Genomic DNA, 23,219 nt, shown 5'->3' with positions numbered 1-23,219 from the left:
CATATACGAAAACCCAGAACAAAGACAATAGCCTGTAATCTTTAATAACTAATACCAAATGAACCTTAAAATCGGCGCAGCTTGATATGAAATCAGATATTTATTTATTGGCAACAAGAAGGTATCAACACGAGACCACACTCCGCAATGCCATATCCTACAATAATCAGGCAAAAGAACTGAATAAAAATAAGAGCCTTGATGCAAAATAAAAGGCAAACCCCACAACACACATAAAACGATTATATGAATACTGTTGTGCAAGAATAAATAATTACAATTACGCACCAATATATACAGCCACTACTTCAACGCTGCACATGTACCAGCAAAGCAAGTCCCCAATGCGCACTTAGCAAAATGGGGGCGACAAAACACAGCAGCGCCCTTCTGCTTGCCTGACAGGCTGTTGCCTTAACAGACTTTTGGAGTTCAAGGGGCAACTTCTGCGCGTTGCCGCACGCCACCCAAGCCTGGGGCGGCAAAATAAAAAAAATACCGGAAAAAAACAGCCTTGCAAGCGTAAGGACGACTGTTTCATTCCGGAACATAAAATTCAAGCAAAAACTTTAGGGGAAAATGAAAAAAAAATTTCACTGAATCAGAAAAAGCATTTCTTGGCGCAAATGACGTGCAAAAGCAGTTTGCAAAATGGGTATCGCACCTGCTCTAAATAGAAACAACTCTCATTTTTCACAGACAACAGTTTTACAACATTGTTAAGAAATTCTCCAAGATGATATCTAGACTTTTTATAGAAAACATTTCCGGCTATTTTTCACCTTCAAGATACTCCAGAATGAGCTGTGCCACGTTTGCGGCGAGGCCAGCAGAAAGCATGGATTCGTGGGTGCCTTGCGTCCAGCGCAACGTAATGTTTTCCTTTTTCAAAAAGCGGCCCCAGCCCTGGTAGTCATCATTCATTATTATCTGGGGGTTGCTTGCAAAATCCAGCGCGCGCACCAGCAGCAGTTTACAGTCTGAAGGGTTTGGCCGCTCATAGCGCGCAGCCGCCAGGGTGTTGCCGCGATAGGTCAGTAGCAGGTTGTCCATCTGCACGGCGCTGAACCCGGCAGGCAACAATCCGCTTTTCTCCCCGCATTCCACAAGGTAGCCCAGTTGCTGATCGCGCGACATGGCGCGCAGCTTTACGGGGTCAAAGGCCATACCTTGCTGCAAAATGAGCTGCAACAGTTCGATGTCGTCCTTGGCCGCCATCTGTTTTGCGCGGGTATTGTCGGCCACGGTATCAAGAATGATGACAGGCTCGCTGCAGTTGCCCAGTGCCGCATACCGCCGGGAGCATTCATAGGCCAGCAGACCGCCAAAACTCCAGCCGCCCCAGATGATATCGCGGCTCTCGACCTTGAGTATTTCGTCCAGATAATACTCCGCCAGGCTTTCAACCGTGTGCAGCTCTGTGGTAAGCGACGTGCGGCGCTGGCTGAAACCAGCAGCCTCAACAGCATAGACCGTATATTTGCCGCCAAGCAGGCGCGCGAGGTCGCTGTAGCAGAACACACTGCCGCCAACAGGATGAAACAGCACAAGATTCTTGCCGCCCGCGCAGTGTTGCAGCTGGATAACAGGGCTTTCCCGCTTTTCGGTCTTTCCGGCCAGCAGGGCCGCAAGCTGCGCAATACTCGAATGCGTGACCAGCTCATTCACAGCCACATGCACGCCCATTTCCTTTTCAATCATGGCAATAAGCCTGATGGAAAGAATGCTGTGACCGCCCAGACTGAAAAAACCAGCATCGGCATCGGTGATTTCAAAGCCCAGCAGGCGCTTCCATATCCCGGCCAGTTTTTCTTCTACAGGCCCGGCAGGCACGCGTCCGCGCTGAATTTCCACCCCGCCCAAGGGTGACGGCAGAGCCTTTTTGTCTACCTTGCGGTTGAGCGAAAGCGGCAGCTCCATCATGGGGACAAAATAGGCGGGCACGCAGTACGGCGGCAGGTGTTGCTCGAGGTATCCGCGCAGTAGGGCCATATCCACATCGCCCACCACATAGGCGGCGAGGGTCTTTTCCTCCCCGGCGCGGAAGATATCCGCCACCACCGCCACCTGACGCACGCCGGGAAAGCCCGCCACGGCCTTTTCCACCTCGCCAAGCTCCACGCGGTTGCCGCGTATTTTCACCTGCTGGTCTTCGCGCCCACGGTAAAAAACAAGGCCGTTCTGCACATAACCGTTGTCACCCGTGCGATAGCAGGGCTGGCCGTCTTTTTCCACAAACGCGCCGGGGCTGGCGTTGTTCAGGTAGCCGCGCGACACGCCATCGCCAAAAATCCACAGTTCGCCAGTGACGGAATCGGGCAACTCCTGACAATTTTTGTCCATCGCGCAGATGCGCACGCCTTCAAGCGGCCTGCCAATGGGATAGGCGGTAAAATCCTGATGGTTGCCCATATCTATGCGAAAGGCGCTGCTGTCCACCGTGCATTCCGTGGGGCCGTACACATTGAACAGCACCACGCCCTCGTTGCCGGGGATGGCGTAAAATTTGCGGATCACATCGGGCCGCAGCACTTCGCCCGCCAGCAGCAGGGCCTTGAGCGGCAAGGGTTGACGCTGCTCGGCAAGCCAGTCTGTAAGCACGTTGAAAAATGCGGGCGTCATGTCGCACAGGTCAAGCCCGCGCTCACGCGCGCAGGCGCAGAAAAGCGAGGGGTTCTTGCGTTCTTCGTCCGACAGCACGTGCAGGCTTTTGCCGCTGAAGACAGACACAGCCAACTGCTGCACCGAGGCGTCAAACGACAGGGGCGCAACCAGCCCCACGCTCTCGCAGCCCGCCGCATAGGGCCGCAGGGCGCGCAAAATATGCATGAGGTTGCGGTGCTCTACCACCACCCCCTTGGGAGTGCCTGTTGAACCGCTGGTATACACGATGTAGGCAGCCTGAGATGGCTCGCATGGAGGCAGGGCTTGTCCGCCCACAGGCGGCAGATACTGCGCCCCGAACCGCGAAACCGGAACCTGAGGACAACTGCCGCCGGGACGGATGACCACATCATAGCGGAAGGCCTGCGGCCCGCGCTGCTCGCCGCCATCTACTCGACTCTGCTCATGGTTTTGGTCCAACACGCAGGGCGAGAACGTCACTTGCACCGGCACAGGGCAGCGCGCCGCCCACTCGGTAAAGAATTGGCGGGGAACAAACAGCTCGGCAGAGGCATCAAGCCGCAGCAGGCCGGATTGATCGCCAGTGGCAAGGGCATGGGCCTGCAAGGCGGCCCGCAGATCATCACGGCAATCCAGATCGCGCACCGCCCCCACAAAAACGAGGCCGTCAGGCGTGAGCATCTCCACGGCGTGATTCAGCACCCTGCGCAGATAGTTGTAGCCGGGGAAATTTTCCACCACGCCGTTTATGACCACCACGTCAAAGGCCTGACCTTCAAGAAAATGTATGTCCGCCGCTTCCATACGATACGGCGTCACCCTGGCGGCAGCGTCAAAACGGGCAAGGCGGCTGAGTTCATTGCGGGCCAGATCCACCGCCGCATATTCCTGCGCGGCCCCGGCAAGCGCCTGCGCTACGCAGCCAGACCCGCTGCCCACATCCAGCACCTTGCGGCCTGCGCGGGAATCCTCCGCGCCATGGGCCTCTGCACTGTGAGCCAGCCCGCATTTTTCAAGCACGGCAGCGGCCAAGGCCGCGAGTTCGCTTTGCGGGCAGGGGGCGGCGTCAAAGTCACTCTTCCAGCCCATGTCGCTGCCTGCCTGCGCCACCTGCTCCCAGTATTCCGTGCTTACAAGGCCTGTGCCTTTTTCGGCGGCATCGTCATAGTCCTGCGCATCAAGGCAGAGCACGTGCCGGATGCCGGGATTTCTGTAGTGAAAATACTCGGCCTCGCGCAGGCAGGCACTGTCGGCAATAATCAGGCTTGCAGGCCGCAGCATGGCCTCTTTGCGGCTTTGCGGCTGCTCGCGCTCCACGGGCAGATACACTGCTCCAGCCCGCATGACGCCAATGGCCGCAGCCAGATACACCGCACCGCGCGCGCACAACACGCCCACCACAGCTTCATGCCCATAACCTTGCGCAAGGATGAAACGGGCAATGCGCTCCGAAAAAACGTCCAGCTCCCTGAAGCTCAGCCCAGGGCCGCCCCCGGTCAGAGCTTGGGTTTCTGGCCGTGCGTCAGCAATGCTGCGGAACAGGTGCTCAAGGCTGGCAAACTCCCCTCCCGCCTGCATGCCGTCCGCAGTTAGCGAGCTGGAGCCGGAAATACTGGCAGATTCGTGTGTTGCAGACTTTTTTGCAGGAACAGCAAAGGAAAAATCCGATAACTTCATCATGCCGCCCCTTCAATTATGCCTTCAAGAAAATTCCCGTAATAGGTCAGCCAGTCCTGAGCGGTTTCCGCTACAACCTGCTGTGGATCATACGCAAAATACAGGGCCAGACCTTCCTCCTGTTCCCGAACCGAGCAGAACAGGCCGTAACCATTGCCTTGCGCATCGGGTGTGGGGGCACCCCCCCGCGCAAATGCAAAACCCAAACGCAGGGCGCTTTGCATGAGGGGCATGCCATCATCAGCAAGGCCAGAGTCCCCGTGGTCAGCATCACCCATACCAGCCTTATCCGTCAGCCCCTTTTGCGTGAAGGCCAGCAGTTCTTCAAACTCCATATTGTCGTCAATGCTGAACCTGATGGCGCGCTCTGGCGGCACCTCCACCACAAATAGCTCCTGCTGGGTCACCCTGCCCATCAGCACAGCAAACACCGCAAGCAGCACAGCCTCGGCAGATGCGCCCTTGCCCGTCGCCACTGCCTCAATGCCTTGCCGCACGGCTGCCGGGGCCAAGGCCTCGCACTGCTCAAGGCTGACCCTGCCGCCAGCGGCGCACGGCAGGTCGGTGGGCGTAAAGCGCAGCGGCGCGTCCGCAGGCGCGGTGGTCATGAGTTCAAGAATGCACACATAATCGCGGGCCATGCGCAGCACGTCGGCCTCGCTGAACAGGTCTGCGTAGTATTCAAGGGCAATGCTTATGCTCTCGCCAATATCGCTCACAAAGATGGAAAGATCCGTCTTGCTGGAGAATTTGCTGAACCGCAGGGATTCAAACAGGCCCTGCCCTTCGGCGGCAAATTCAAAGTTCATGTACGAGAGAATGATCTCTGACAGGGGCGATCTGTCTGGCCATGCGGTCTGCCTGAGGTCGGCCAGCAGGCTGTTAAGGATGTACGCCCGGTGGCGCATACCCTCGTTGCTTACCTGCCGCGTAGCGCGCAACAGGGCGGAAAGCGGCTGACAGGGGTCCACGCTGAAACGCAGCGGCAGCACTGATGCCAGCATGCCCGCCGTGTTGAGATGTTCGCCGCGCGAGTCCATTGAAACAGCGACCACAATATCCTGCGAGCCGGTATAGGCATGTGCCAGCAGGCTCCAGGCGCAGAGCGAAACCTGATAGTTGGTCAGCCCTTCCCTGCGGGCCAAACTCTTGATGGCCTGCACAAGCGCCGGCGCGAGGTCAAATTCATACGTGCCGCCCCTGCCCGTATGCACCCGGGGGCGGGCATGCGATGCGGGCAGATCCAACCGGGGTAATTCACCCTTGTAAATATTTTGCCAGTAGGCTGCGGCTTCGGCATCGGGATGCGTGACCTGTTGCCAGGCGATATCCTTCATCTGCGCGGTCACAGGCGCAAGCTCCAGCCCATGATACAGGCGGTACAATTCCACATTGAGCAGCGACATGGTTCTGCCGTCGCCAAGGGCGTGGTGCACATCGAGGAACAGCACTTTTTCACCCGCATCAGTCACAAGCAGACTGGCGCGAAAGCCCGTTTCGTTCCGCAGGTTAAAGGGCCGGATAATGTCATCCTTGTGCGCAAGATCGGGGATGCGCCTTTCTTCAAGGGTAAACCCGGTGAAGGGATGAATAATCATGGCCGGGCGCTCGGCCTCAAAATCGCAAAAGCTCGTGCGTAGCGCCTCGTGCCGCTCCACAAGCTGGGCAAGGGCCCTTTCAAGCCGCGCCGCATCCGCATCGGGCGGCATCACAAGGAATGCTGGCAGGTTGAAACCCAGATCGCCCTCGCTGACCATGTCGGCATACAGGATGGCAAGCTGTTCGTTGCCCACGGGGTACTTATCCAGAACTGGCGTTGTTTCCTCGGCTTTTTGCAGCGGCTGCGCTGGTTTGCGCGAGGCAAGGGCGCAGTCGACAATATCGCCGAGGGTATCGCTTTCCAGCAGATCCGCCACAGCGAGGGCAAGCCCCGCCTCCTTGTCCAACCGGTTCACAATGCGTGTTGCGGCAATGGAATCACCGCCCAGATCAAAAAAGTCGTCCTCTCTGGTCAGGGGCCTGTCATAGCCAAGGCAATCGCGGATAATCTCAAGCAGGGCTGCCCCATCGAAATGATCGGCATTGCCCATGGGCTGCGCCTGCGGGGCATTACCTTGCGCCGCTCCGCCGCTGATTGACGCGCCGCCCAACATGCTGCCGGGCAACTCGCTCCTGGGCAGACCGTTAAGGGCAAAATCCGCTGCATTTTCGCCCGTCATGCCCACAGCCACAAGCTCCTCGCCGCTGGCAAGCGCGGCCTCAAGCACGGCAAGGGCCTGCTGCGGCGCAAGCATGGTTGCGGCCTCCGGCCCGTTGCCAAGCCCCTCGCGAACGGCCATGCCCACACCCGACCATGTGTTCCAGTTGATGGAAAGTGCGGGCAGCCCAAGGCGACGGCGATACCGGGCAAAGGCATTCAAAAAGGCATTGGCGGCGGTATAGTCGCTCTGCCCCGGCGCGCCCACAAGGGAGGTGCGCGATGAAGCCAACACAAAGAAGGCCAGATCATCGGCAAGGGTCGCCTTGTGCAGGTTCCAGGCACCAGCCACCTTGGGGGCCAGCACGGATTCGTATCCCTGCCTGTCGCTGGTCAGCAGATAGCCCCTGCCAGCCACGCCAGCCGTATGAATGACGCCTTGCACAGGGCCGACCTCGCGCCGGATTTTTGCAAAAACCTCTTCAACCTGCGCGGCATCCGTGACATCGCAGCGGAAGGCGGCAAAGGGCACGCCCTCCAGCGCATGGGGCGGCAACTGGCTGCTTCTGTGCAGCAAGACCACGTGCGCGCCGTGGCGTTCATGAATCTGGCGCGCCAGCGTCTGGCCCATGCCTCCGAGGCCGCCGGTAATCACCACGCAACCGTTCTTTGTGATGGCAGGCGTGGCAGTTGCGGCAGGCGCAGACGGCAGCTTGACCAGCTCACGCACACGCACAGTGCCGTTGCAAGCCGCCACATACGGCCCGTCAACCAGCCCGAGGCTGGCCGCAAGGGCCGCTACGGAAGCTGCGTTCTGCTCCTCAAGCTCCACATAGGCGCAGGAAATCCTGGGTTCTTCCCACGGCAGGCAGAGCAGCGGCCCCATGTACAATGCGCCCTGCGGCAAAGACTCCTGATGCGGTTCATGGGCAGGGGCATCCGGCGCAAAAGCCCCGCGGCCCACAACAGTGACGCGCAGGGGGCGGCGCAGCCCGCCGCTGCAAATCTCTTGCAGCAGGGCGCAGAGCGGCCACGTGTCGTTTTGCACACCGGACTGTGATGCAGGCAGCCAAAGCAGATGATCTGTGGGGCCAGCCAGAATTTCATGCGCCAGAGCGCGGGCTTCATCCGCCTGCAAGGGCAAGGGGCGGTGCGCATGGGCAAGCGGCTCCAGGGCTTCACCCAAAAGGCTACCCTGACCGCCAAGCAGCATGATGTTTTGCGGCCCGGCAACACAACCTTCCAGATCGGCCTGTTTCCAGCCAATGGCGTACAGTTCCGGCTGCGGCTGGTCACGATGCAAAGGATGCCTCTGCGGCGTATCCGGGCCGGATTTGCCAGCAGTTTGCCCCTTGCGCAGGGCCATAAAGGTCATCCCTTCAAGTTCCGCAACAATCTGGCCGGAGGCGTCCGTCACCGTGCAGTCGGCCACAATCATGCCCTGCTGGCGGTCGGTGATGCGCACCAGCGCAAAGGCCTGCGCAGTCAGGGGGCTGTGGAGTCGCACCATGCGGCAGCCAGCGGGCACAAAACCGTAAGCGCCGCGCAGGGCAAGGCTTGCGGCAATGTCCATCATGGCCGGATGCCAGCGGAAGGTATTGAAATCCGCCCGATAGGACTCGGGCAGGCACAGCTCTGCCAGCAGAGTATTGCCGTCCTCCGCCCCCCAGAGCGCCTTGCGGCACTGCCACCGCCCGCTGACCATGAGCGGCGAATCTTCCGGCGTATCTTGCTGCGCTATTTCGTGCAGGCTTTCGCGCAAAGTGAGCAGGTTCAACGCCGCAGGTCGGGCAATCCCGCTGCGCACCAGACCGCTGGCGGCCACGCTCCATGTGCCTGTGGTCTGTCCTTTAGTGGAAACTCCGCCAACATTGTTGGAGGCAGGCTCAAAGTGGTGCAATTCCACGGCAAGGGTATCGCCCTGCTCCTGCGCCAACAATACCGCGCGACAGCCGGGGCCGCAGGTTACGGGTTTGCGCCAGCGCAGATCGTGAAGGCTCAGAGGGGCGGCTCCGCCAATCCATCCCAGACAATCCAGCAGGCTCATGCCCACCAGCAAGGGAGTGCCTTCAAGCCTGTGCTCCGCCGCAGGCCAGAAATCCGGCCTGTCCACGGCAAGGGCAAAGGCCTTTCCGGCAGGCGTCATGACAGGCTCGGAAAGAAAGTGCGCGGCAAAACGCGGCCACAATGTAGCGGCGGCGAGGGGGGCTGCGGGCAGATGTACCCTGTAGACGGGCCTTTCTGCGGGCCACGCCAGATTTTCCCCGGCAAGATAGGCGCTGGCGGCTGCTTGCGCCGCTTCCTGCGAAACAAAGAATGCGCCGGGGAGCATATTTTCCATGCCGTCCCGGCTGTCATGGCGTGCCGCATTGCCCACGGCAATACCCGTGACCCCTGCGTCCAGCTGTTCAAGCAGTTCCTGCCGGGAACGCGCCACAAGCGCCGCGCGCACAGGCAGGGCATCCCGCCCGGTCATGAGGGTGGCGGCAACGGCATGGAGGGGCCAGCCCTCGTTGCGCGCCACAGCCGCCGCGACCGCCCTGGCGTAGTCCTGCAACGAGGTTTCGTCCGGGGCGGAAAACACAACGCACTGCCAGTGCCCGTCGTCCTGCGGCAAAGGTTCCGCCTGATGCTCCGCCACAATCACATGGGTGTTTACGCCGCTGAGGCCAAAGGAACTGACGCCGCAACGCCAGGGCCGCTCCTGCGGGGGCAGCGGCTCAAGCATCTGCGCCACGCGCACGGGCGCGGCCTCAAAATCAATATGGGGATTGGGCCGTTCAAAATGCGGCTGCGGCGGCACAAGGCCGTTTTCAAGACAGAGCACGGCCTTGGCAAGGCCAGCAGCGCCAGCGGCGGCATCCAGATGCCCCAGATTACCCTTGACTGAACCGATAAGCGCCTTTTGCTCCCGCCGCGCACCCTGCCGGGCAAAGGCCCTGCGCAGGCCCTCGATTTCCACAGGGTCTCCCAGAACCGTCGCCGTGCCGTGGGCCTCAAAAAACTGGATGTCCGCCAGCGAGACGCCCGCGTTCCGTACAGCGCGGTCAATGACCTCGGCCTGCGCCTCGGGATTGGGCGCGGCCATGCTGGAGGACTTGCCGTCCTGATTGACGGCGCTGCCGGGGATCACCGCATGTATGGCATCATGATCGCGCAGTGCGGCATCCAGCGGCTTGAGCAGGAATACCGCCGCCCCTTCGCCCGCGCCAACGCCTTCGGCCCCGGCGTCAAAGGTTCTGGTACGACCAGAGACAGACTCAATGGCAAAGGCCGCATCGGCCTTTACAGGCAGATCAATAACATGCGCGCCGCCCACAAGGGCCACGGCGCACTCGCCCTCGTGCAGGCTGCGGCAGGCCTGATGCAGGGCCGCAAGCACGGACGAGCAGGCCGTATCAACGCTGGCCGCTGGGCCGTGCCAGTTTTTCATGTAGCTCAGGCGGGCCAGCACGTTGGAAGGCACATTGAGCAGGTAGGTCTGCTCCGCCAAATCGGGAAAGGCCCGCGTTACGGCAGTCTGGAACAGACGCACCGGGCTTGCGCCCACAAAAACGCCCACATCTGCGTTTTCCAGTGCGCTGCCGCCGTAGCCCGCATCGTCCAGGGCACGCAGGGCTGTTTCAAGAAACACGCGCTGCGCCGGGTCAAGCAGGCTGGCATCGTTGGGTGAAAGCCCGAACCGCCGGTAATCAAAGGATGAAATATCCGAAAGATAGGCCGCCTCGCGCAGGCGGGCATCGTCAAAGGCGAGACCCACGGCATCAAATATCTGCCGCGTTTCGCCGCGCCGTTTTTCGGGCATGGGGATATTCATGTCCGCGCCTCTGGCAAGATCACGCCAGAAACTCTGCACATCGGCATAGTCGCCAAGGCGCACGGCCATACCGATAATGGCTATGGGCGCAGTGGTTGCGCGGCAAGTTGCAATGCTGCTGCCAGCATGCTGCGCCCGCGCAATAAAGGCGGCCTGCGCGCGGATGGTGCTTTCTGAAAAAAGCCCCGCCAGCGTGAATACTCCCGGCCACTGTTTGTCCAGCAGGGTGTGCAGCCGCACCAGCAGGAGCGAATTGCCGCCCGCGTCAAAAAATCCCAGATCAGGCCCCGCTTCCACTTCCGGCATGACCTGCCGCCACACCTCGCGCACGGCCTCGATCTGCGTGGTGGAGACGCCGGATTCCGAGCCAGTTTCCTCGCCTGTTCGCGAACCTGTCTGCAATGCATCCGGGCCGTGTGCAGCGGGGGCGGCGCTCTTTTCTCCACCCGCCAGCAGGGGCTGGCCCTGCAAACGTTTGCGGTCGGCCTTGCCCGAGGGACTCAGCGGGATATCCTGCACCACAAAAAAGCGGGACGGGCACATGTAGTTGGGCAACAGGGCAGCAAGCTCCCCGCGGATGCCAACCAGATCAAGGCGTGCGCCGCCCTGCGGCAGCAAAAATGCCTCAAGCGCCGCGTATTCGCCAATGCGCCCCATCCGCACCACGGCCTGCGACACGCCCCGGCAGCGCCCAAGTGCAGCCTCGACCTCGCCAAGCTCAATGCGGTAGCCGCGAATTTTCACCTGATCATCGTTGCGCCCGAGGTATTCAATGCTGCCATCGGCCAGCCAGCGCCCCAGATCGCCCGTGCGGTACATGCGGCTGCCGGGGGCAAAGGGATCATCCATAAAACGCTGGGCCGTGAGGTCTGGCCGGTTCAGATAGCCTCTGGCAACCTGAATGCCCGAGATATAGATCTCGCCCGTTACGCCCAGCGGCACAGGGAACTTGCAGGCATCCAGCACATACAGCCGGGTATTGCTGACCGGGCGGCCAATGGGCACAGCTTGGGGCGGCGTGTGCAGGCAGGGCTGCCACGACACGTCCACGGTAGCCTCGGTGGGGCCATAGAGATTGTGCAGTTCCACCTGCAACTGATCCGCATGCGTCAGGGCGTTCCACCGCGCCACCAGTTCACGTGGCAGAGCCTCGCCGCTGGTGAACACATAGCGTAATGACCGCAGCCTGCGCACATCGCCGGGGTGCGCCTCCAGATGATCCAGAAAAGCCCGCAGCATGGACGGCACAAAATGCAGCACCGTGACCCGGCGGGCCTCAATGGCCTGCACGATGAGGGCGGGATTCTTCTCCGCATTCGGCTCCAGCAGGGCAATGCCCGCGCCCTGCCACGCCCACCAGAACAGTTCCCACACCGACACGTCAAAGGTAATAGTGGTTTTTTGCAGCACCACATCGCTCTGCCCGATGGGAAAGCGCGACTGCATCCACAACAGACGGTTGGCAACGCTGGCGTGTTCGATAGGCACGCCCTTGGGCTGCCCGGTGGAACCGGAAGTAAAGATCACGTAGGCCGGGGAATCCGGCGGCAGCGGTTCCGCTTCATAATGAGGAACACCGCCGGGCACCTGCGCGCCAGCGGTCAGCGCCTCAAAATCAGGCGAGAGTACGCGCTGCCCGTACTGCCCATTCTGCCCATTCTGGCAGAAGGCTTCCGCAAAGCGCGCCTCGCACAGCACCGCGCACTGCCCGAGGTCTTCAAACACAGACCGCATGCGCTCGGCGGGCAAGGTGGCGGCAAGCGGTACATAGACGGCCCCAAGCCGCAACACGGCAAAAATGCAGGCCATCATTGCGGGCGAGCGCTCAAAGCACACGCACACATACTGACCGCGCTCCACGCCATGCCCTTGCAGCCACGCGCACACGGCATCCACCTGCGCGTTGAACTGCGCGTAGGAAACAGCCGTGCCTGCGGCGTCCAGCACTGCCGGGGCTTGGGGGGTGCGGGCAGCCTGAGCGCGAAAACGGCTGTCCATGTCGGCGGCGATATCCAGCGGTTCTGCCGTATCGTTAAAACTGGCGAGTTCTGCGCGCTCCTGCGCTGGCAGGATATCCAGCTCGACCAGAGGCTTTGCATCATCAGCCAGCACGGCGTCCGCAAGGGTCAGCAGGCGCTCGGTCATGCGGCGGACTGTCTGCGGGCTGAAAAGCTCGGTGCAGTATTCCACATCCACCGTATAGCCGCCGTCTGCCCGCTCCCTGAAGTAAAAACTCAGGTCAAACTTGCTGCACTGGTGCGGCAGGGGCAGAGGCTCCATGCACAGGGGGGGACGGTCAAAATCATTCCAGCTTGCGCCTTCCAGCGCGGCAAATACATCAAACAGGGGGTTGCGCGCGGCGTTCCTTTCTACTCCCACAGCTTCGATGACTTTTTCAAAGGGACAGCTTTGCGCGGACAATGATTTTCTGAACGCGGCATCCACTGTTCGCGCCAGTTCGGCAAAGTCGCCCTGCGCGTTCATGCGCGCCCGCACTGCGAGGGTGTTGACAAAGAGGCCCACAACTCCCTGAACCTGCTCATGCTCCCTGTTTGCCGCAGGGCAGCCCACAATAATGTCGTCCTGCCCGGTATGGCGGAGCAAAAAGGCATCCACCAGCGCAAGCAGCACGGGAAATACCGTTACCCCGGCCCGCAAGGCCCAGTCCTTGAGGCCGTGGCTGCGCTCAAGCCCAAGATCAAAGCTCTGCACTGCCCCTTCAAAACGCTGTACCGCCGGGCGGGGATAATCCAGCGGCAGGCGCAGCCGTTCCGGCAGCGGCGCGAGGTCGCTGCATATCTGCTCAAGACCTTCCGCCTCCCGCTGCGATTCCCACAGGGCGTAGCTTGCAAAATCCAGCTCCAGGGGCCGCCACTGCGGCACGCTGCCTTGCAGCACAGCGCCGTAGGCTTCGTTGAGTTCGCGGGTGATAACTTCCGCCGACCAGCCGTCAAAAATGATGTGATGGAAGCAAAACACCAGCGCATGGCTGCCGTCCTCCTGCCGGAACAGGGCCACGCGCACCAAGGGCCTTTCCGGCCCCAGAGGCAGGCTCATGCCCAGATAGGCGGCATCGGTAAGGGGAGTGTCGTAGCATTCAAGCCGCAGGCCGCCAGCAGGGGCAAGTCTTTGCTCCGGCGCATCCAGCGCCACGCGCAGGCGCAGGGCGTCGTGCCTTTCTTCAAGCAGGGTAAGAGCCTTTTGCAGGGCCACGGCATCCACGAGGCCGCGCAACCGGGCCGCAAAGGGAATCACATAAACCTGACCGCCCTCATGCAGCTTTTGCAGAAACCAGATACGCTGCTGGGCCGGCGACAGGGGGTAGGCTGCAAGCCCTTCCACTCGCGGAATAACAGCATCCGACTTTGCCAGACTGCCAATGCGGGAGGCCAAGGCGCGCGGGCTGGGATAGCCCATCACATCCTCTATGCCCACCGCCACAGAGAGGCTTTTGCTCAACTGCGAGAGCAAGCTCATGGCTATCAGGCTGTGGCCGCCAAGCTGGAAAAAGTCCGCATCCACAGAATCCACAGGACAACCGAGCACGGCGACATAGGCCGCGCGCACGGTTTCCGCAAGATCCACCACATCCAGCGCCTGCGGGGCCTGGGCTTGCACGGCTGTGGCGGCAGCGTTATCAGGCGCATTTTCTGCAACGCACTGCTCTGCTCCGTCCTGCTCTCCGACGGGCCTTTCTGCGTCCGCCAACGCGTTGTTCGCCGCTTCTTCCAGCGCAAGGCAAGTACGCGCGGCCCCTGAAGCCGTTGCCGCAAGCACGGCATGCAGCGCGTTGCGTAGGGCAAGCGCCCTCTCCTCTGGCAACCGCTCGGGATCATATAAAAAGCGGAAACGCAGATTCACGCCGGGAATAACCGAAATGCCAAGAGCGTAAGGCAGCTTTTCAAAACCGCGCATGTCGCACAGTTCAACACGATTGTGATCAAAACTCGTATCCACAGGATAATTTTCAAAGACCATCAGGTGGTCGAGCAGATTTCTGCCCAGTGTAGCCAGGGGCACATAGCCATAGCGCATCTGTTGCAGACTCTGCTCTTTCACATGGGCCAACAGCGCACAGAGGGAATCGCTGGCTGCCCAGCGCGCGCGCAGTGGCGAGGTCTGGATAAACAGCCCCACGGCGGACTCAATGCCCGCCAGCTCCGCCGGGCGGCCGGAAGTAACCACGCCAAAGACCACATCGCGGCAGCCATTGTTGGCATTGCCGAGCACAATGGCCCACAGGGCCTGAACAAGGGCGGAGAGCGTCACCGCCTCCGTTTTTGCCAGTTCTTGCAGGCTGGCGCTCAGGGCGGCGTCCAGATCCAGTTCCACTGTCTGCGGCTCGTCAAATTCCCCGGAGGCGGCAGCACGGGAAATCGGCTGGGCCAGCTCAACCCCGGTCGGCCCGTTGAAATCCTGCAACAATCCGGCCCAGTAGGCCCGCGCCGCACGTTCATCAAACTGCGCGCGCCAGCGGGAATAGATTTCCAGCGGGAAAGGCTCCGGCAAACGGCTGTTCTCCGGCCCGGCCTTGCCCCCGGCCAGGGCAAAAAGCTCCCGCAGCAGTACGCCCATGCACCAGCCGTCCATAAGCAGATGGTGGAAGCACCAGCTCATGACCACGCGATCGCCACTCCGGCGGAAAAACCGCGCCCGCAGCAGGGGGCCGCGCTGCACGTCAAAGCCGCGCTGCCGCTCCGCACGCAGCAGGGCCTGCGCTTCCGCCTCGGCCTCGGCCTCCGGCAAATGGGAGAAGTCGTGGAACTCAAGGCTGGTGCGGCCCTTGAGCAACACCACGCGGTAAAATTCGCCCTCCACAGGCATGGGAAAGAGCGAACGCAGGCTTTCGTGCCGCGCAGTGAGCGCTTCCCACGCGTGCATGAGCGCAAAAATATCCACCGGGCCGCGAAAATGAAATTCCACCTGCTGGGTGTAAACCCCTGATTGCGCAAGCAGGGACTGATACAGCAAGGGCGCATGTCCGGCATCCGGCTGCGCGATGCGCTCCACTTCGTCCGCATGGCAGCCGCAGGCGGCAAAAATGGCGTCCAGGGTCTGCTGCGGCAGATAGGCGGGCAGGGTCTTCAGGGCGGCAAGCCAGCTCTGGAGCAAGCCGAAAACCCAATCATACGGGAGACAGTGAGGGCTGAACCATGCCCCGAGGTGCAGGACACCCTGCTGATCAAAGAAGACCGAAAGCTCCAGCGGGGCATCCGCCTCCATATCGGCGTGGACAAGTTCAGGGATAAGCCCCGGGGCCAGAGCCGAGAGCATCAGGGAGGCCTCTTCGTCAGGATGGCCCGTCACACGCCCCAGATAGTTAAAGGCAATGTGGGCCGTATATCCAAATTCAGCCGGGTTTTCCTGCCGCAAATATCCATAGGCATTGCAGTTTTCCGGGCTGAAATGCTGCGCCAGCCATGGGCCGAGGACTTCGCGGGCCTGCGCGTAGTTCAGGGCAGGCTCAAGCGACATGGGGCAGACTGCCGTAAACCAGCCAAGGCTGCGACTGGCGTCAAAGCCCGGCAAAAGCTCATCGCGCCCATGGCTCTCAAGCGTTACGCGCACCGCCCCCTTTTGCCCCTGAGCATGCAGGGCGCAGGCAAGAGCGGACAGCAGATCGGCCTTGGCATCGGTGCTGTATTCCAGCCGGAAGCCCTCAAGCTGCGCCGCCAGACGGGCACGGCTGGCAGCCCTGTCCCGGCTCCTGTTTCGGCTCTGGGACAAAAGGGCGCGCAAGGGTACACATGGTTCGGCGCAGGCAGCCTGCCACAAGGCGCGCTGCGCCGCAGAAGGGAATACCCCGCCAGCGCGTAAGCGCTCAACCTCGCGGGCGCGCAGGGCAAGGCCGTGCGCTTCGCGCTGGACTTTCCCGGTACGGCAATAATGGAGCAAGCCCTGCCGCAGGGTTTCAAGCGAGAGCGCATCCAGTGCAAGATGATGCCCCACCAGCAGCAAGAAGCGCCTCTCGCCGTGCCGGGCCAGCATGGCCCCCAGAGTTTTGCCGCATGTTGCATCAAGGCCCGCCGTGATCTCCCCCACCGCCTCGCGCAGCAGGCTTGTCTGCTCCACAGTGTCGGAGAAATCGCGGCAGTGCAGGATTATTTTTTGCGGCTCAGCCAGCAGCACGGCATGATCCGGCGCAAAGGCCATGCGCAGGGATTCATGATTTTCCGGCAGGGTTTGCAGCCATGCTTCAATGGTCGCCGTTGGCACATCCGCGCGGATTTCCAGCGGCAGCATCATGAAGAACTGCCGCCAGTGGCTGGGATGCGCGCTCAGGAAATAGCGGGCAAAGGGCAGCAGGGGAACCCGTTCGCCGGGGATAACAGGTGTGTAGTCCATCGCCTGCGCTGCAGAAAGCTCGCTGTCGGCGCTTTCCAGCAGGGTGCAGAGATCGCCAAAGTGGGGCTTGCGCAAAAAATCCGGCGCACTCAGGGCGGTTATGCCGCTGCGGCGCAGAATGCCCGTTATCTGGATAGCCTTGATGGAATCGCCGCCATCGCGGAAAAAGTCGCTTTCTTCCTGCACTGCGCTGGAACTGCCGGGGTGCAGAATCTCGCGCCAGGCATCGGCCAATACCTGCCGGGGATTGCGCCGGGCAAGGCCTTCGCAGGCGCGGCGCATGCTCTGCGCCAGATCATCCAGCAGGGCCGGGGCATCGGCTATGCAACCCGCGTCGTACTCCAGCACAATGCGCGAAGCCGTGCCCGTTACGAGGGTAAAGCTGGCTGTGAGCTTGCTGGCCCGCAATTCCAGCTCCAGCCGGTTCAGTTCAAGCCCCGGAACACCCACAGGTTCAAAATGCGCATGTGTTGCCAAAAATTCGGGTACGATATCCGCAGCGCAATAACGGCTGTGTTCAATGGCCTGGCGCATCTGCCGGGCGGCATCGGCCACGGCGGCGCTGTCTTCAAGGGCGTCAAGGCGCACACGCAGGGGGACGGTGTTGACGTAGAACCCGGCAGCGCAGAATTCGTCCTGCGTTTCGCGCAGCCCCATGGGCACACCCAGCAACAGTTCCTTTCTTTCAAAACGGCGGCAGAGCGCGCGCCCCGCCAAGGCCACAAAGCAGGCCAGCACGCTCGCGCCAGAATTTTTTGCCAGAATTTCAAATCCCTGTGCGGTTTCCGCCTCAAGATCAACGCCGATCATGGCGCCCTTGCGGCTGGCGGCTCCTGCCGCCTGATTCACCGTGGGCACTGGCGGCGTGAGCACCTCCTGCCAGTAGGCCGCATCATCTGCGCAGGCTGGCGATGCTGCATAGGCGGCCTGCCTGCGGCAAAAAGCCTCCTGCACAGCCAGCAGACCGCGCACGGGAGGTTCGCCGCGCAAATAACGCAAGGCATTTTGCAACAGAATTTCAAGGGTTTCGCCATCGCCCGCCACATGGTGCACCAGCACCAGCACCTGAACGCATTGCGGCAAAACTGCGGCCACAAGGCGCACGGGCGGCTCCACACGCAGATCAAAGGGCGTGTGTATCTGCTGGTCAAAAAATACCGCTGCTTCGCGCGCATCGGCAATGGCCACGCTGCACAGGTAGACCTCGCCCTTGCCCCTCGCAAAATGGGGATTGTCTATATCGCCCGCCACCGTGCAGTGAAAAAGCTCCTGCGCGTTGGCAGCCCTGCGCAGGCCTTCCAGAAAATCCGCTGTTCTGTCGCCCCGCAGTTCAAGCAGCAGGGGCATATTGTAGTCAATGGAACCTTCGTTCACCTGCTGGTAGGCCCAGATGCGGAACTGCCCGGTGCTGAGCGGCGCGCTTTCAATGCCCGCAAGGGCCGACTCCGCACGAACACCGCCAAGCAGGGCTTCCACATCAAACAACGTTTCGCAGCTGACAAAACTGCGGAAGGAGATATCGACGTTAAAAGTTTTGCGGATGGCATGCAGCAACGACATGGCGTTAAGGCTGTTGCCGCCCTGGGCAAAAAAGCTTTTTTCGGGATCATAGGCCCGGCCAAGGACGCGCTCAAAAATCTCCAGAAGCCCAGCATGGGGCTTACGGTCACTGCCGCCCTGCGCTTCGCCGCGCCGTGCAATATTTTGCAGAGCCTTGCGGTCTATCTTGCCTGTGGGGGCAAGGGGCATGGCTTCCAGCACGTGCCAGGCCGAGGGCACCATGTAGGGCGGCAAACTTGTTCTGCTCCACGAAACCACCGTTTCTATGGATGCGCCGGGCCGCAGCACAAAAAAAGCCGCAAGGCTGGCCTGACCGCCCGCATCCTTGATGGCCAGCACCGCCGCCTGACTGACGCTTTCACAGCTTTCAAGCAGGCAGGCCACCTCGGCCAGCTCCACCCGGTTGCCGCGAATCTTCACCTGATCGTCAGCGCGGCCCAGCAGCAGGATTTCGCCCCTGTCCGACCACAAGGCCAGATCGCCGGACGCGTAAAAGCGGGTGTTTCCTTCCTGCGGCAGGTGGATAAAACGCTGCTCCGTCATTTCAGGTTTGTTGTGGTAGCCGATGGCAAGGCTTGCCCCGCCTATCCACAGTTCGCCCGCCATGCCTGCGGGCATCTCGCGCCCCTCGCCATTACGGATGGAAAGCGTCACGTTGGGGATGGGGTTGCCCACGCTGATGGGTTGCGGCTCAAAGGGCAAAACTTCCTTCATGGCCGCGCAGACGCAGGTTTCCGTGGGCCCGTAGGCGTTGAAATAACGCAGGCCCTTGGCATAGTGCAGGGCATCGCCCACCACCGGCGGCTCGCCCGCCGTTATGAGCACTCGCAAGCCAGGGAAGGGCTCGCCCTCAAAAAGATTGAGGTACGAGGGCGGCAGGGTGACAACGGTTATGTCGTTATCAATCATGTACTGCCGCAGCGTCCAGGGCGCGTTGCGGCACTGGTCGCTCACCGGATACAGGGCGGCCCCAGCCAGCAGAGCCATGAACATTTCCGACAACGAGGCGTCGAAAATGGGCGGCGCAAACTGCAACACATGGTCATCGGACTGTACGCCAAAAAGCTCGATCTGCCCCTGAATCATGTTGGCAAAGCCGCCGTGCGGGGCCAGCACACCCTTGGGCTTGCCCGTGGAGCCGGAGGTGTAGATCAGGTAGGCTCCATCCTCTACCCGGGGCGCTTGCGGCAAGGGCGTTATTGGGGATTGGCGGTAGGTAAGGTCGGCCAGATCAAGAGTGATGTCTGCCCCGGCGTCTTCCACAATATAAGCCATGCGGTCGGGTGCGGCCTTGGGGTCGATGGGCAGATAGCTTGCGCCAAGCCGCTGTATGCCAAGCACAACTTCGGGCAGATTGGCTGTGCGCTGCGCCGCCACCGCCACAATGCCGCCCCGGGTAACGCCCTGCCCAGCCAGCCACGAGGCGCAACGCAGGGAATTTTCCCGCACCTGCGCGTACGAAAGGGCATTGCCCCATTCGTCCCTGACGGCAACGCGCTCGGCAAAGGCATCCGCAGCCGCGTCAAAAAGTTCCGGCAAGGAACGGATATCGTACATTCTGGCAGGGCCGCTGCGCCATTGCGCGAGTTCCCGCTTTTCTTCATCCAGCAGGTAGTCAAGCTGCGGCGGCTCAATGCCAGCGGCAAGCTGGGCCACTACGCTCTCAACGCGGGCGACAAAACGCTCCACATCCCTGTCGCTCAGGTGGTTGCGGCTGTTGCGCACCGTAAGCGAAAAGCAGCCCGAGCGCAGTTCCTGCATAACCAGTGTGCCGAAAAGAATCGGCTCCTTGGCGCTGTGCCTCTGCTCCGCCTCGACAATGGGGAATTCCGGTGTGCCGGGAGGCGTATTGGGCAGAAAATTGACAAAGGTGTCTGCCAGAAAGGCAAAATTTTTGCCTTCAAGCTGGCGGGCAGCCAGTTGGTAAGGCGTGCGCACATGGCGGTAAAACGAGCCGTTCTGCGCACTGACGGCTTCCAGCAGTTCGGCAAAGGTATCGTGCGCGGCCACGTTCACCAGCAGGGGCGGCAGCGACATCATGGCCCCCTGCCGCCGGTACAGCACCTTGCGTTCCCCGTAGGCCACGGGGGCAAGAGCCACAATGTCCTTTTCTCCGCTCATGAACGATACAATGAGTGCGTAGATGCCCGTAAAAAACACTGCGGGGCTGACCTTGTGGGCGGCAATGAGCGCAGATGTTTCGCGCGAGGCTTTTTCTGACAGCACAAACTTCTGGTGACGGCTCTCGCCAAGCACATCGGGCCGCCCCGGCAGGGCGCGCAGCAAACGTTTTTCTGGCAGGCGGGAGAGGTGTTCTTGCCAAAAGGCCATGTCTTTCTGAAAACGCGGCGAGGCGCAGTGCGCCTGATCTTCAAGGTAGGCTTCTTCGCAGGAGCACGGCTCGCCAAGGTCTGGCGTTTCACCGCGCGCGAGGGCTGTGTAAACGTCCGCAATAACAGCTATGTGAAAAAAGAACGCCAGCCCGTCCAGCACCACGTGCGAGCACTTCATGGCTACGATGCAGCTTGCCTCGCCAGTGATGACAAGGGCGTAGCGCATAAGGGGATTTTCGACCGGTTCTTCAAAAAACTCGTCGATCATGCGGTCGGCAGCGGCGGCGGGATTTGGCTGCGCAGCGGCGTCCAGAACCCTGAAATCAGGCTCCTGCGGTTCGCCCACAAGAAAATACGGTTCGGCTTCATCCTGGCACAGGGAGGCGGCGGGCAGAGGCGTGAAATGCAGCGTGCGCTTGATGGCCTGACGCAACAGATCGGGATCGAGCAGGGCGTCAATGCGATAACAGCCCCGAATGGAGGTTTCGGCATAGTCGGACAGCGCCGCTTTTGCAGAGAGCCACAGTTCTTTTTGACACCCGGTTAAAGGCACAATCTTTGCCATTCCGTCCCCCACTGCGGCTTTAATGCGCTTAGTGCAACATGGTGGGCAAAATAGCTCACAGCCTGCATATTAGCAAGTTTTACATATACTTTGGACAGTTTTTGCCGTAAATTCACGAACAGACCGAAACCCGGATATTGAATGCATTTCCTCAGCAATAACCTGTATCCGGGTGATCAGGCATGTCCAAAACACCTGAACAACAGAAAATCCATCCGCAAACAGAGGCCGGGATAATGGACGCTGAACCTTGCTGGAAATGCCTTGATTGGAAAAAGGAACTTGCCAACAATGTCGTCACCATCGACCAGTTGAAGCAATACGCCACCTTCAGTCCTCAGGAGGAAGCAACGCTTCGTGAAGTTGCCAAGGTGCACCCGGTCAACATTCCCCGCTATTATCTGAGCCTTATAGATAAAAACGATCCCAGCGACCCCATACGCCGTATGTGCTTCCCTGATGCGGAAGAACTGGTGGTTGCCGGATCCATGGGCGCGACAACTGCCGACCCCTATGGTGATGACAAGCACGACAAGGGCAATGGCGTACTGCATAAATACGACTGCACTGCGCTGCTGGTCACGACAGAATGCTGCGCCATGCACTGCCGCCACTGCTTTCGCCGCCGCATTGTAGGGCACTCCAGCCAGCAGACCTTGCGCAACTTTGCCGGGGCGCTGCAATACATTGCCGACCATCCCAGGATCAACAACGTCATTCTTTCCGGTGGCGACCCCCTGACCCTGGCAACCCCGGTGCTGCAAAAAATGCTGGAGGGGCTGGCCGAGATCGACCATGTGGATTTTGTGCGCATCGGTACGCGCATTCCCGTCACCTACCCGCTGCGCATCTTTGACGATGCCCTCATGGATGCCCTGCGCGCCTTTGCCGAGCGCAAGGCTCTGTACATTGCCACGCACTATAATCATGCGCGCGAGATCACGCTTACCTCGGCCGAGGCCATCAAGAGGCTGCGCCTGTGCGGGGCCACCATCAACAATCAGGCGGTGCTGCTGCGCGGCGTCAACGACAGTGCGGAAGACATTGTCGAACTGATGAACCGCCTGCTTTCCATTGGGGTGAACCCGTATTATCTGTACCAGTGCATGCCTGTTTCGCGGGTAAGGCACCATTTTCAACTGCCGCTCAAGCAGGGCATTGCCATTGTGGACAAGGCCAAGGCGCAACTCAGCGGCTATGGCAAGCGTTTCAAGTACATAATCGGTCATGACATCGGTAAATTGGAAATCTGCGGCATCAGCGAGGGCAACATTGTTCTCAAGCAGATGCATGCCCGCATCGGACACGAAGAACAGGCCTCGCGCATCATCATCCAAAAGCTTGATGACGATGCCGGATGGGTTGAACTGTAGGCGCAACACATGCAACACACGGCTACAACTCTTTTCTGCATTCCCCACGCCGGAGGCAATACCGCCTTTTATGCAAGGTTCAACGAATTTTTTCCGGCATGGATCACCATAAGACCTCTCGAACTGCCAGGCAAAGGCCGCCGCTGCCGGGAACGGCTGCTTACCAGCATGGAAAGCATGGGGCGCGACCTGCTGGAGCAGATCCGCTCTGCCGCCCACACTGGCCCCTATGCCCTGTTTGGCCACAGCATGGGCGGGCTGCTGGCCTTTCTTTGCGCGCGCTTTGCCTGCGATGCGGCGCTGCCCTTGCCCTCGGCCCTGTTCATTTCGTCCGCCACCACGCCATGCCGGATGCGCACCGGGATTTCATGCCCTGTCGATCAGCTTCCCAAAGGCGCGCTGTGGGACTACGTGGCCCGCATGGGCGGCATTCCGCCCGAGATTGCGCAGTCGCAGGATTTCAGAAACTACCTTGAACCAATGCTCCGCGCTGATTTTATGGCCATAGAAGGATGGCAGCCCGCCCCCTACAGCCCATTACCCTTGCCCATCCACACAACCATTGGCAGCCATGATCTCGTTACCGAGGCTGACGCCCTGCACTGGCAAACCCTGACAGATGCGCAATGCACGGTACGCACCTTCAGCGGCGGCCATTTTTACGTTCAGGATCACTGGCAGGAACTGGCAGACCACATGACGCACACCCTCCAGCCTGCGGATTAGG

General features: G+C 60.7%; 4 protein-coding genes. 2 read left to right on the top strand and 2 right to left on the bottom strand.

Features of this window, described 5'->3' with window-relative positions; all coding sequences use genetic code 11:
- Positions 1-771: 771 nt before the first annotated feature.
- Together ACUZ9P_RS09010 and ACUZ9P_RS09005 are read right to left on the bottom strand one after the other, a co-directional pair.
- A complete protein-coding gene (locus ACUZ9P_RS09010) occupies positions 772-4,302 on the bottom strand; it encodes an alpha/beta fold hydrolase (protein ID WP_449249447.1) in 3,531 nt (1,176 codons plus the stop codon).
- Positions 4,302-21,119 carry an amino acid adenylation domain-containing protein gene (locus ACUZ9P_RS09005; protein WP_449249446.1) on the bottom strand — a complete coding sequence of 5,606 codons (16,818 nt, stop codon included), beginning with the start codon at positions 21,117-21,119 and terminating at the stop codon, positions 4,302-4,304. The genes ACUZ9P_RS09010 and ACUZ9P_RS09005 overlap by 1 nt, the downstream gene beginning before the upstream one ends.
- A 182-nt stretch (positions 21,120-21,301) precedes the next feature.
- On the opposite strand from ACUZ9P_RS09005, the gene ACUZ9P_RS09000 reads away from it, so the two are divergent.
- Positions 21,302-22,492 (top strand): KamA family radical SAM protein, encoded by a 1,191-nt coding sequence (locus ACUZ9P_RS09000; RefSeq protein WP_449249445.1) that lies wholly within the window; start codon positions 21,302-21,304, stop codon positions 22,490-22,492.
- 9 nt (positions 22,493-22,501) lie between these two features.
- On the top strand, positions 22,502-23,218 hold the full coding sequence (locus ACUZ9P_RS08995; RefSeq protein ID WP_449249444.1) for a thioesterase II family protein: 717 nt from the start codon (positions 22,502-22,504) through the stop codon (positions 23,216-23,218).
- The last annotated feature ends 1 nt before the right edge of the window (position 23,219 follow it).

It is taken from the genome of Desulfovibrio intestinivivus (assembly GCF_053570665.1).
This window is presented reverse-complemented; position numbering and strand designations above follow the sequence as displayed.